This is a genomic window from Paenibacillus sp. BT-177 (genome assembly GCF_025846815.2).
Taxonomy (GTDB): Bacteria; Bacillota; Bacilli; order Paenibacillales; family Paenibacillaceae; genus Paenibacillus; species Paenibacillus polymyxa_C.
In genome coordinates this window covers 1-15,146 of record NZ_JAOYTP010000020.1, presented here as the reverse complement: position 1 = coordinate 15,146, position 15,146 = coordinate 1, and the positions used below count along the sequence as shown (strand labels likewise).

The window sequence follows — 15,146 nt, the reverse complement described above, 5'->3', positions numbered from 1 at the left end:
TCCTGCTTTATGGGGTCTGTACCCCGGTTGGAATGGTGCGTTGTTACGTAGATGAGCGTTGTATCGGAAAAAGAATACTTTGCAGGCAAGGGCAGTCGGACGAAGCCGCTGCCCTTTGCACATGCAAAGTGAAATCATTGCCTTTTAGAAACCTGAAAACTGATCTAGAAAACAAAGTCGATGGAATCCGGTGAGAAGCCTTCTGCTTGTTCACCCAAGTTCACCTGAATATCGCTTAATTGCAAATCTGGATTGGCCGCAACCTGTGACAGGATCGCTATCAAATCTCCGGTTAATCGTTCAATAGCGTCGGCGCCAAACAGCTTCGTGCAATATTCAAAGGAACCCTTGATCTGCCCGTCTTCATCACTCATGGACAAGGTCAAATCAAATTTGGAAATACGATGCTCCTGCACATAAGGACTGAAGGACAACGTTTCAAGCTTCGCTTCCTGCGACTCCGTATTTTGCAGTACAAACATAGTATCAAACAACGGATTACGGCTTGCATCCCGTACTATATCCAGCTTTTCCACCAGCTCTTCCAGCGGATACTCCTGATGCTCGAAGGCTTGTAACGTACGATCTCGGGCTTCCAGTAGGTAGCTGTGGAACGTTGAGTTGCCCTGTGGCTGGTGCCGAATGGCTAGTGTATTGACAAACATGCCGATCAGCGGCTCCAGTTCAGGTAACAAACGACCTGCTACTGGCGTACCGATGATCAAATCATCCTGACCGCTATATTTGGACAGCAGAACGGTGTAGGCGCTCATCAGCACCATGTACAGCGTACTTCCGGTCTGTGCCGCCACTTGGCGCAATTGCTCAGATACATTCGGGTCCACGGTAAACTCATACGTTGCTCCCTCGAAGCTGCGAACAGCAGGTCTAGGATAAGCAATCGGCAAATCCAGTACCGGTAATTCCCCGGCTAAATGCTCCAGCCAAAACTGTTCCTGGCGCTGGTAGGACTCACGCTGCATTTCCTGCTGCTGCCACACCGCATAGTCCTTGTACTGAATGGACAACGGCTCCAAGGCCTGTCCCTCGTACAGTTGTCCCAGCTCCTGCACGATATTGTTAGACGATACCCCGTCTGAAATAATATGGTGCATGTCGTACATCAGGAGATGGCGCTCGGGTCCGGTTTGAATAAGACGGACACGCAGCAGCGGTGCCTGCCGAAGATCGAAGCTGCGTACAAAGGACTCGATATACACTTCCGCTTCGGACTCACTAGCCTGCAGGCGTTCTACGGCAAACTCAACCTGATCGTAAACCCGCTGCACGACCTCGCCGTCCACCATTTCAAAGGAAGTTCGCAGCGTTTCATGGCGGGCCACTAACTGACGGAACGCATCCTCCAGTCGATCGGCCTCCAGCGGCCCCTCCACTACTAATACACCCGGCATATTGTAGCTGACATCTCCACCTTCCAGATGGCTCAAAATGTACAGTCGTTTTTGCGCCGAGGAAGCAGGGTAGTAGGCTTGTTTCGTCGCGGCAGGGATCACCGTATAGGCATCTGTGCCATGCGTTGCGATGAGCTGGGCTTGCTGCTCAATCGTAAAGTGCTGGAACACTTCACGCAGTGTCATTCGGCTGCCCAGTTCCTGATGGATTTTGGCCACCAGCGACGTTGCCCGCAGGGAGTGCCCCCCCACATCGAAGAATGAGTCGGTGACGCCTACGCTGGACAGCTTCAATACATCCTGCCAGATTTGCGCTAACTTGGCCTCCAACGGCGTCCGCGGTGCAACGTACTCCAGACCTCCTTCAAGGCGTGTTTCCGGTGCTGGCAACGCCTTCCGGTCGATTTTCCCGTTTGGCGTCAGTGGGAAACGATCCAGCTGTACCACATACGTCGGGATCATATAATCCGGCAGCTTCGGCTGCAGCGCATTCCGCAGTTCTGGTAAACTCAGCGACTCCGAAGCTACGATATAGGCACACAGATCCTTGTGTCGGTCTTCGTTTTCCCAGGCTGTGACCACGGCTTTTTGAATGCCGTCCACGGTCAGCAGCTGCGCTTCAACCTCGCCCAGCTCGATCCGATACCCCCGAATTTTCACTTGGTGGTCGATCCGGCCCAAATACTCGATACTGCCATCCGGTAGCCACCTTGCCAGGTCGCCCGTTCGGTACATCCGGTTTGCGAAAGTGCTGTCCGCTTGATCGGCTGCCTCCGCATCAGCGAACGGATTCGGAATAAACTTCTCAACCGTCAGTTCCGGCAGGTTGAGGTATCCTCGTGCGATACCTGCACCTCCGATATAGAGCTCACCCGCGATACCAATCGGCACCAGCTGTTGCTGGTTGTTCAGGATATATACTGCCTGGTTCGCTATCGGCGTTCCAATGGATACCGTATGCTCCCCTTTTTCCAGCAGTACATGCAGGGACTCTACATCTTCAATCGTATAAGCCGTCGCATCTACCGTCGTTTCCGTCGGACCATACACGTTCGTAATGACCGGACGATACCCGGACCATTTGTGTAGGAACACCTTTACCAACTGCACGGATAAGGCTTCGCCCCCGATCAGGTAGTGCTTCACTTCAGGCGCTTCGGTCACGCTGACACTTTCGTTCAAAATATGCAGGTGCGCAGGTGTGCCGTCCGACAGATCGATTCGGTGCGTGCGATAGTAGGCGATCAAATGCTCTCCGCTCAGGCTGACGTCACGGGACACCACATGCAAGGTGTGGCCTAAGAGCAAGCTGGCAAAGATTTGCTTCACCGAAGCGTCAAATACAAAGGCCGACAGCCATGCGATGTGAAGCGGCTGATCATACCGGCTGTATACGCGCTCGTATAGAGCCTCTACCAGATTGCTGACACTGCCCTGCTCGATCATGACTCCTTTCGGCTGACCGGTTGTACCTGACGTGTAAATCATATAGGCCAGGTTGTGCAGGCCGGAGACAGGAACCAGGTTGCTTGCATCCTGTTCTCCCAAGTGAGCTTGAACGCCCTCATCGTCCAGAACTACAGCTTGTACTGCTACCGGCAGTCTGAGCGAGAGAGTGGCGGCTCTGCTTGTAATCACGACTGGTGCCCCACTGTCTTGGAGCATGTAGTCAATGCGCTCCTGTGGGTACATCGTATCCATCGGCACATACGCGCCTCCGGCCTTCAGTACCCCCAGAATACTCACCAGAAGATCCGCAGAACGTTCCAGCAGTACGCCTACTGGCTGATCCGCTTCCACACCATTCGCACGTAACACGCGGGCCAATTGATTCGCCTGCTCATTCAGCTCAGCGTAGGTTAGCGCCATGTCCCCAGACACCACGGCTATCCGCTCAGGATGGTTCTTCGCTTGCTTTTCAAAACGCTCGCTGAGCGACAGGCCTTGGAGTGTTCCACGCACGCTATGTGCGTTCGGATCATTGAACACCTTCAGAATTCGTTCTGTTTCTTCTGTCGTAATCAGCTCCAGCTCACCCAGCTTCGCATCCGGGTTCGCCGCGACGGCTTCGGCTAAGCGAATAAAGTGACGAGTCATCCGTTCAACGGTTTCCCGTTGATACAACGCAGTTGCATACTGCAATCCGAACTGGATGCCTGCCTCTTCCTCTCTGGCTTCCAGCGTCAGATCAAACTTCGCTGGCGTTTGTTCCAGGCCGTAGGGACGGAAGCTCAGGTCTGCCAGTTGCAGTTCGCCCTCCTCGGTCGTTTGCAGGGTAAACATCGTATCGAATAGCGGATGGCGGCTCATATCCCGCTTCACATTCAGCTTTTCCACCAGTTCCTCAAATGGATAGTCCTGATGCTCGTAGGCTTGCAGGGCGCGAACCTTCACTTCTTCCACGTAGCTGCGGAAGGTATGTTCTGCTGTCGGATAGTTCCGCAGTGCCAACGTACCGACGAACATGCCGAGGATCGGCTCCAAATCCGCATGCGGTCGTCCGGCAATCGGCGTGCCGACGACGATGTCCTCCTGGCCGCTGTATTGGTGCAAGAGGGCGGTATACGCCGCCAGCAACACCATATACAGTGTAGAGCCGGTGTGCGCCGCCAGTTCCTTCAGGCGTTCGCTCACTTCGCGTTCCAGTCCGAACACCACGGTATCGCCTGCTGTACTACGCACCGCCGGACGGGCAAAGTCTGTCGGTAGATCCAGTACAGGCAGTTCACCCCGGAAGGTGTCCAGCCAGTACGCTTCCTGCCGCTGCATCCATTCCTGATGGGCTTCGCTTTGCTGCCATACAGCATAATCCTTGTACTGTATCCGCAGTGGCGCCAGCTCTTCACCGTCGTACAAGCGGACAAATTCTTCAGTCAGTACCCCCATCGACACCCCATCCGAGACGATGTGGTGCATATCGAGCATAAGCAGATGTTGAGATTCCTGCTCTACTCCCTGGACGCCCAGATCCACCAAGCCTACTCGCAGCAGCGGCGCAGCTTTGAGATCAAACGGACGGACAAAGCGACTCACCAGCTCATCCACTTTCTTGCCGACCCTCGTGTCTGTATCCGTAGTCGCACCCTCTGCTTGTACCTTCGTATATTCCACCTCGAACGGCACCGTGTCCTCAACCCATTGCATCGGCTCACTGTCGATCAGATCAAAACGGGTGCGCAAGGACGCATGACGAGCGATCAGTTGACGGAATGCATGTTCCACCCGCTTCACATCCAGCGGACCGCTCACTTGCAGCACCGACGGCATGTTGTAGTTCACATCATGCGGATCGAACTGATGCAGCACATACAGTCGTTTTTGCGCCGAGGACAGTGGATAGAAGCTGCGCTCTTCCGTTACCGGAATAGAGGCATACGTCACTTGATCCAGCTGTTCCAGTACAACGGCCAGTTGCTCAATCGTTGGTGCTTCAAAAATACTACGCAGTGGAAGTGGCTTGTTCAGCTCTTTGTGAATCTTCGAGGCCAGTGTCGTCGCCCGCAGGGAATGTCCACCAATCTCGAAGAAGTTTTCCTTCACGCCGACCTGCGCCAGGCCCAGCACGTCCTGCCAGATTTGCGCCAGCTTCACTTCCACCCACGTCCGCGGTGCGACATAGTCGGCTCCGCTTTGCAGGCTGCCTTCTGGTGCTGGCAGGGCCTTGCGGTCGATTTTACCGTTCGGTGTCAGCGGCATTTGTTCCAGCTGTACCAAGTACGAAGGCACCATGTAGTTTGGTAGCTCCTCACCCAGTAAGCTTCGCAGCTCACCCGCACTCACGTCACGTTCGGCAACAAAGTACGCCACCAGTTGGTTTTGTCCCTGCTCGTCCGCCTGGGCCAGTACGATGACCTCTTGTATGCTCTCTACTTTCAAAATTTGTGTCTCGACCTCGCCCAGCTCGATCCGATAACCCCGGATTTTCACCTGATGGTCGATCCGGCCCAAATATTCAATGTTGCCATCCGGCATCCATCTTGCCAAGTCACCCGTACGATACATTCGTTCATAACCTGCTTCGCCAGCCGCAAATGAATTCGGTACAAATTTCTCAGCCGTCAGCTCTGGACGATCCAGATAGCCACGCGCCAGACCTGGACCGGATACGCACAGCTCACCCGCTACGCCTGTTGGAGCCAAATGTCCATGTACATCCACCATGTATACCCGGTGATTCGGTACAGGGCGGCCGATAGAAATCAGCTGTCCTGCTCTCTCATCCTTGGATACTGGCCAGATGGATGTCGCCACCGAGTTTTCAGTTGGACCGTAGCCGTTGTAGTACGCTACATGATCCTTCCACTTGTATACCAGCTCTGTTGAAGCGGCTGAACCGGCAGTGATCAGAATACGCAGGTTTGGCATCCGTTCTGGCTCCAGATAGACCGCATAGGTCGGTGGTAATGTCGCTATCGTAATCTGATGTTCTGTCATGTAATGCTCGAATCTCTCATAGTCCAAAATCGTCTCTGACGTTGGCATGTACAACGTGGCACCACAGAACAGGGCTTGGAATATTTCCCAGCAAGCTGCATCAAACGAATAGCTGGCAAACAGCAATGTATGATCCGACGCGCTGATCTGGAATTCCTGATCAAAATACGTTTTCAGATTACACAGACCGCGATGCTCCAGCATAACCCCTTTCGGCTGTCCCGTCGTACCTGACGTATAAATCACATACGCTAGATCGTTCGGACCAGACAACGACTCCAGATTGGAGCCATCCTCGTGATGCACACTCTCTGCCCCATTCAGCACCAGCACCTGACCGTCGAAAGCTACTTTGTCCACCAAGTGGCTTTGCGTCAACAACAACTCTGCTCCCGAGTCACCCAGCATATAGCGGATACGCTCCTCTGGATACGTCGGATCGATTGGCACATATGCACCTCCGGCTTTCAAAATGCCGAAGATGCCCACGATCATGTCTACCGAACGCTCGGTCATCAGACCCACCAGCCGATCCTTCGTCACGCCTTGACTGCGCAAGGTACGAGCCAGACGATTCGCACGTTCATTCAGCTCGCGATAGGTCAACTGCTCTCCTTCGAAGTACAGCGCTGGCTGTTCCGGTGTCTGCACGGCTTGTGCTTCGAACAAGCCATGAATCGTTTGTTCGCTTGGATACTCGGCGGCTGTATCTCCCCATACACGGAGAATTTGCTCGCGTTCCTGCTCGCTTAACACATCCAGCTCCTGCACTTGAATGTCCGGCTGCGCTACCACCTGCTCCAGCAGCTGTATTAAATGGCCCTGCGTCCGTTCCACCGCTTCCCGATCATATAACTTCGCATTGTATTCGAATCGGATTTTCATCGCTTCCTGCGGCATGACGACCAGATTGAAATCATAGTTGGTTTGTTCAATCATCCCTGCATTGCTGATGACAAAATCCGATTCCGCACCTTCGCCAAGCTGCTCGACCTGCTCCTCCACCGGATAGTTTTCAAACACGATAATGTGCTGGATCAGCTCTTGCTTTTGCTCGGTCAAGGCTTGAATTTCATACAGCGGATACGTTTCGTAATCTTGAGAAGCCAGCGCCTGCTGCTGATTCGTTCTGATCAGGTCGGCAAAGGTGTCCTCAGCCTTACTACGGATACGTACTGGAATGGTGTTAATGAACAAGCCCACCATGTTTTCGATCCCTGAAATATCTGCCGGGCGACCCGATACTACACCGCCAAAGACGGCGTCGTTACTACCGTTGTACTTTTGAAGCAGTAAGCCCCAGGCCGTTTGTAGGAGCGTATTGGTGGTCACGTGATACTGCTTGGCTACCATTTCCATGCGTCCTGTCAAATCCTTACCTAGGTCGCACAGTACATGCTCAAATTGTTCGCCGTCCGCTTTCGCGCCTACTTTTCCGGTCGGAATCGACGTTTGTTGATCATAATCCAGCAAATATTCCTTCCAGTATGAGGCTGCTGCTTCTACATCCTGTGCTTCAAGCCACTCAATATACTGACTGTATGGAGTCACGGGGGCGAGCTTCGGTTCTCTATGTTCTATCGCTGCAAAGTAAACCTCAAACACCTCATCCGTTACCAACGCCACACACCAGCCGTCCATTAGGATGTGATGAGAACTCCATACAAAATAATAATCCTCATCACCTGTCCGCAAAATCGCCACGCGCATCAACGCATCCCGGGACAAATCGAATCCAGCTGCCTTGTCCTGGCGAATAAATTCCTGCACATACACGTCACGTTCCTGATCTTCCAAATGACGCAAATCCTCATATCTAAAACCAACATCTTTATGGTGGAAAATCACCTGTACGGGCTCATCCTGCCAGCCGCTGATGAAATTGGCTCTAAAGATCTCATGCCGCTGCGCCAGTTGATTCAAGCTATCTTGGAAAATATCTGCTTGGAAACGTCCGTGTAGATCAAAGGTCGTTTGTTCGAAATAAGCCCCTGATTCTGCATCCATCAGACTATGGAACAACATGCCTTTTTGCATCGGTGTCAAGGCATATACATTTTCCAGTTCCCCGATGTCACGCGTCCGTTCGACCAACTGATCCAGCTCGGCCAAGGTTACAGGTTTAAGCATGACATCGCTTGGCGTCAGCTCCTGCTGTTTGCGGCCCGCACAATGCGTGATGATTTCCTGCAGGCTGGTTCTGAGCGCTTCAGCTAGCCGCTCCATCGTTTCCCTGCGATATTCCTGATGGCTGTAGCTGATCGTCAATTGCAATTGACCTTCCGAAATCAACCCGTTCAGATCCAGCGTGTGTGATCTGGCTGCATATGCGCTAAGCTCGGCACCACTAGAGTAGGGAGACACGCCAATGGATTGATGTTGCATATCCTGGTCAAATTGTCCGAGATAGTTAAAGCTAATTTCAGGTTCGGTTCCAAAACGCTCTTGCTCGCATGCGGCGGACAAGTATCTCAGTATCCCGTAGCCAATGCCCTTTTGCGGAATCCGGTGGAGCCCTTCTTTCACCTGTTTGATGCGCTGTGAAAGATCTTGTCCTGCGCTCATATCCAGCACAACCGGGAATTGACTCGTAAACCAGCCCACCGTGCGCGTAATATCCAGCTCTGGCAAAATGGACTCCCGTCCATGGCCTTCCAAGTTGACGAGTACGCGTTCAATCCCCGCCCAGCGATGAATAGCCATGCCGAGTGCGGTCAGTAGCAAATCATTCATCTCCGTGTTGTAGGCACGATGCGCCTGTTTTAACAACTGCTCCGTTTCTTGAGCTGTCCATGTGACCGTCATAAGCTCGCTGTCTTTATTCAAGGAATGAGAAGGTGATTCGTCTTTTGGAAGCGGCTCATACCTTCCCTGTTCCACTTCTTTCCAGAATGCGAGCTCTGCTTCCATTGCTGGACCGTTCGCATAGTGAGACTGTCCCTCAGCCCAGGTGCGGAACGAATCCGTTTTGTGCGGAAGACGAGCCGCTTGTCCGTGCAGTGCCTGTTCATAGGCTGTCGTAAGATCCTCGAATAAAATACGCCAGGATACGGTATCTACTACTAAGTGATGAATAGCTATCAGCAAATGATCTCCATCGGGGCAATGGAATAGCCCCAGCTTCACCAGCGGTCCTTCGCTTAAATGAATGCCCGCCTGAATTTTATTTACTTTGGCCTCAATCGCCGCAGACACTTCAGTCTCATGGCTGAAGTCTATACGTTCCAGCGTATACAGCTCACCCTCGCCAATGGCGCGGTTCCAAGCTTCATATCCATGCTCGGTAAGGCGGAAAACGATCCGCAGTGCATCGTGATGACTAACCATTTGATCCATCGCTGTACACAGCGCCGCTACATTAAAACCGTCCTTGCTATGCAGCATAATGGATTGGTTATGATGATGAGCATCCGTCAAGTTCTGCTCAAAGAACCAGTGTTGAACAGGTGTCAGCTTCACAGTGCCCACCACTTGGCTTTGATCCGCCAATCGGGTAACCGATTGGACTTTCATCGCCAATGCAGACACTGTTGGATGGCTGAACAGGTCTTTCATCTCCAGTCGATAGCCGGCTTGCAGCAAGCGGGACGAGACTTGCAGAGCTTTGATCGAATCGCCGCCCAGCTCGAAGAAGTTATCTTGCGTGCCTACGGCTTCTACGCCCAGCACTCCGGCCCATACCGCAGCCAGTACTTGCTCCACCTTCGTACGCGGGGCCACATAAGCTGCTCCCGTATGGATGCTGCCTTCCGGCTCTGGCAAGGCCTTGCGGTCGATTTTGCCGTTGCTGGTCAGCGGAATGACCTCCAGACGCATCAAGCGTGCAGGCACCATGTGCGCGGGGAGTCCTGCTTCCAGGGCTGCCTGTACTTCCTCGATCCGCAGCTCGGTTTCTCCCGTAATGTATCCACACAAATACTTGTGTCCACGCTCGTCTGTCCGGTCGATGACTACGGCTTGACGCACACCCGGCACCCGCTGAATCGCCGTTTCAATCTCGCCCAGCTCGATCCGGTAGCCCCGGATTTTGACTTGATAGTCCATCCGGCCAATAAAGTCCACATTGCCGTCCGGCATCCACCGTGCCAAGTCACCTGTGCGATACAAACGTTCACCCGGCACGTATGGGTTCGCTACGAATTTCTCGGCTGTCAGGTCCGCACGGTTCAGGTAGCCCCGTGCGACCCCGATGCCGCCGATGCACAGTTCGCCCAGTACGCCGATTGGCACCGGATTCAGCTGGCTGTCCACGATGTAGAAACGTGCGTTCAGCCATGCCTGACCAATCGGCACATTCCCGCTGCTTGGCAGCTTCGACAGCTCTTCGTCGTAGAAGCTGGAGTCAATCGCCGCTTCCGTAACGCCATAGCTGTTGATGATGCGGATATCTGTGCCAAACCGTTCTTGCAGCACTCGGTAATCCGTCACGCTGCAGCTGTCCGAGCTGGTGATCAGCAGTTCCAGACTGCTCATGTCCAGGCCCTGTTCATGCACATGCTGCATAAACGGTACGATCAGGGCCGGAGTCGATTCGAACACGGTAATCTGGTAATCGCGAATCCATCCGTACAGACGGCTTGGATCAATCCGGTCGTCTTTCGGACAGATGACCATCGTGCCGCCGTTATAGAGCGTTCGCGCAATATCCCCGACGAATACGTCGAAAGAGAAGCTGGCCAGTTGCAGCAGTCGTACCGGGAACTGGTTCAGACGGTAATCCCGGCGATACGCTGCAGCCGTATTCACCAAGCTGCGATGCTCAATCATGACGCCCTTCGGACGTCCGGTTGTGCCGGAGGTGTAAATCACATACGCCAGATCGTGCGGTTCATTGATCAGTTCAACATCCGTCGTATCCCCGGTATACAGCGACTCATCGTCCAATGCCAGTACGGTATGCAGACGCAGCCCTGTTGCCGATTCGGATGCTGCTTCGCTGTCAGACTTCGAATCTGCTTTCAAGCTCACACCTTCATTGAGGCGGTCGCTTTCCATCGTTTCAGCGCTAACCGCTGTTTCCAACTCACCCTCGGTCTTTCCTACGCCCAGAGCCCCTTGGCCTTCACTCAGCCATGCTTGTGCGCGCTCCTGCAAACTGGTTTGAGTCAGCAGCACCGTCGCGCCGCTATCCTCCAGCATGAAACGAATGCGTTCGGACGGATAATCTGCATCCAGCGGCACATATGCGCCTCCAGCCTTCCACACCGCCAGTACGCCGACCAGCATGTCTACCGACCGTTCACTCCAAATGCCGACAATGGATTCGCGTCCAATGCCTTCATTTCGCAGTCTGCGAGCGAGTTGGTTCGAACGTTCATTCAGTGTGCGGTACGTAAGTTGTTGCTCTTCGTACACCACCGCCACATGATCCGGTACAAGCTGGGCCTGTTCTTCCACGTAGGTATGGAACAGTGCTCCTGCTTCAACCGCAGTAACATCTGATACGCCTACATCTCCAAAACCATAGAGGATTTGTGCTTTTTCCTCGACAGTTACCATATCCAAAGCTGCCAGTGGCTGCTTTGGATGCAGTGTAATGGCTCGTACGAGTTCAGTAAAATGCTGTGCAAAGCGCGCGATGGTCTCAGGTTTGTACAGCGCCGTGCTGTATTCCAGACTGCACAGAATGCCTTCTGGCTGCTCTACAGCATCCAAGGTCAAATCAAATTTGGACGTATGATCGTCCGTTGGATACGGCTTGAAGGTCAGCCCTTCCAGCTCGAACTCCTGCTGCTCAAATGTTTTCAGCTCAAACATCGTATCAAACAGCGCATTCCGGCTCGTATCCCGCGTTACATTCAGCTTTTCAACCAGTTCTTCAAACGGATATTCCTGGTGCTCATACGCACTGAGCGCATGCTCTTTGACCTCTTGAAAGTAGTCCAAGAACGTTTTGTCACCAGACGGATAATTGCGAATCGCCAGCGTGTTCAGGAATACGCCTACTAGGCTACCCAGCTCCGCATGTGGTCTTCCGGCAATCGGCGTGCCGACGATGATGTCCTCTTGACCCGTGTATTTATGCAAGAGTGTGCTATACGCTGCAAGCAATACCATGTACAAGGTGGATCCGGTTTGCGCGGCCAGCTGCTTCAACTGCTCGCTGTCCTCCATGCAGATCGCAAACTCAAATCGAGTTCCTTCCAGACGTTGTACGGCGGGTCTTGTAAAATCCGTTGGCATATCCAGTGCCGGAATTTCACCAGACATGGTGTTCAGCCAATAGCTTTCTTGCGCACGAAGACGTTCACTTTGCATATCTGCATGCTGCCAAACGGCATAGTCCTTGTACTGAATACGCAGTGGCGGGAGCTCCTTGCCTTCGTACAATTGAGAGAACTCCTGCACGATAATTCCTTCCGTGACGCCATCCGAAATAATATGGTGCATGTCATAGAGCATAACGTGACGCCCCGGTCCGTTTTCGATCAACTGAACCCGCAGCAACGGAGCTTGTGCGAGATCAAATGCACGTACAAAGTCCTGTGCGTACTGCGGTGTCTCTTCTTCGCTTGCTTGCACATACTCCACGCTGAATGGGACGTTAGATTCAATCCGCTGAATCACCTCGCCATCCACCATCTCGAATCGGGTTCGCAGGGTTTCATGACGGGCAATCAGCTGGCGGAAGGCTTGTTCCAGTCGCTTTTTATCCAAGGAGCCTTCGATCACCAAAGCTCCTGGCATGTTGTAGCTCACCTCTCCACCTTCCATGTGACTCAGCACGTACATCCGTTTTTGCGCCGAGGAAACGGGATAATATTCGCGCTCCTCCGCCACAGGTATGGATACATACATTTGCTGGGCCTGATCTTCACCCATCACCTGCACCAATTGCTCAATCGTCGGATATTGGAAAATATCTCGCAAGGCCAGCTTGTGATTCAGCTCCTGATGGATTTTCGCCATCAGGGTGATGGCACGCAGTGAATGTCCCCCCACTTCAAAGAAGTTATCCTGGATGCCTACCCGCTGATGATTCAGAACGCTTTGCCAAATACGTACCATCTGCTCTTCCAGCAGGGTCCGCGGCGCAACATACTCCGTACCTCCTTCGAGGCGCGCTTCTGGTGCTGGCAACGCTTTGCGGTCAATTTTTCCGTTTGGTGTCAGCGGGAATTGATCCAGTGGTACGACATACGTCGGGATCATGTAGCCCGGCAGTTTGGGCTGGAGTGTGCTGCGCAGCTCCGGCAAATTCAGCGCCTCCGAGGCTACGACATACGCGCACAGATCTTTGTCTCCGTTTTCGTTTTCCCAGGCGGTAACGATGGCTTTCTCAATGCCATCCACAGTCAGCAGCTGCGCTTCCACCTCGCCAAGTTCAATCCGGAAGCCCCGGATTTTGACCTGATCATCCATCCGGCCAATAAAGTCTACATTGCCGTCCGGCATCCACCGCGCCAAGTCGCCGGTGCGATACAGTCGTTCGCCCGGTACGTATGGGTTCGCTACGAATTTTTCCGCCGTCAGGTCCGCACGGTTTAGGTACCCCCGTGCGACCCCGGCTCCGCCGATGCACAGTTCGCCCAGTACGCCGATCGGCACCGGATTCAGCTGGCTGTCCACAATGTAGAAGCGTGCATTCAGCCATGCCTGACCAATCGGCACATGACCGCTGCTTGGCAGCTTCGACAGCTCTTCGTCATAGAAGCTGGAGTCAATCGCCGCTTCCGTGACGCCATAGCTGTTCATGATGCGGATATCTGCGCCAAACCGCTCTTGCAGCACCCGGTAATCCGCCACACTGCAGCTGTCTGAGCTGGTGATCAGCAGTTCCATGCTGCTCATGTCCAGCCCCTGTTCATGCACATGCTGCATAAACGGTACGATCAGGGCCGGAGTTGATTCAAACACCGTAATTTGATAATCACGAATCCATCCGTGCAGACGGCTAAAATCAATCCGATCGTCTTTCGGACAAATGACCATCGTTCCACCGTTATAAAGCGTCCGCGCAATATCCCCGACGAACACGTCGAAGGAGAAGCTTGCCAATTGCAGCAGTCGTACCGGGAACTCGCTCAGACGGTAATCCCGGCGATACGCCGCAGCCGTATTGACCAAACTGCGATGCTCGATCATGACGCCCTTCGGACGTCCCGTTGTCCCAGAGGTGTAAATCACATACGCCAGATCCTGCGGCTCATTGATCGGGTCGATATTCGTGGCATCCCCGGTGTACAGCGACTCATCGTCCAATGCCAATACGGTATGCAGACGCAGCCCTGTTGCTGATTTGGATGCTTCTTCGCTGTCAGACTTCGAATCTGATTTCAAGCCTAAGCCTTCATTCAGGTTGTCTCTTTCCATCGTTTCAGCACCAGCCGCTGTTTCCAGCTCACCCTTAGCTTTTTCATCGCCCAAAGCCACGTAGCTTTCATTCAGCCATGCTTGTGCGCGCTCCTGCAAACCGGTTTGCGTTAGCAGCACCGTCGCACCACTATCCTCCAGCATGAAACGAATGCGTTCGGACGGATAGTCTGCATCCAGCGGTACATATGCGCCTCCAGCCTTCCAGACCGCCAACACACCGACCAGCATGTCTACCGAGCGCTCACTCCAAATGCCGACAATCGATTCGCGTCCAATGCCTTCATTTCTTAGTCTGCGCGCCAATTGGTTCGCACGCTCGTTCAGTTTCCGGTACGTAAGCTGTTGCTCCTCGTATACCACCGCCACGTGATCTGGTATAAGCTGAGCCTGTTCTTCCACATAGGTATGGAACAGGGCTCCTGCTTCAACCGCAGCAACATCCGTTACGCCCACTTCTCCAAAACCGTAGATGAGTTGCTCTTGTTCCTCATCGGTTACCATATTCAAAACTGCCAGTGGCTGCTGCGGATGATAGGCAATCGCTCGAACGATTTCCGCAAAATGCTGTGCCAATCGCGTCATGGTCTCCCGCTTGTACAGCACTGTGCTGTATTCCAGACTGCACAGAATACCTTCCGGCTGCTCTATCGCCTCCAAGCTCAAATCGAATTTTGCCGTTTGATTGTCCAGTGGATAGGAGCTCAAGGTCAGCCCTTCCAGCTCGAACTCCCGCTGCTCCAACGTTTTCAATTCAAACATCGTGTCGAACAGCGCATTCCGGCTTGTATCCCGCGCTACATTCAGCTTTTCCACCAGTTCTTCAAACGGATAGTCCGGATGCTCATACGCACGGAGCGCATGCTCTTTGACCTCCTGCAGATAATCCAGGAACGATTTGTCGCCACACGGATAATTACGAATCGCCAGTGTGTTAATGAATACACCGACCAGACTCTCCAGTTCGGCATGCGGTCGTCCGGCAAT

Annotated in this window: 1 protein-coding gene; it reads right to left on the bottom strand. The window is 53.3% G+C overall.

The window, feature by feature from the left end:
* Positions 1 to 164: 164 nt before the first annotated feature.
* A partial coding sequence (locus tag OIU26_RS25595; protein WP_436449214.1) for an amino acid adenylation domain-containing protein occupies positions 165 to 15,146 on the bottom strand: 14,982 nt, incomplete at its 5' end.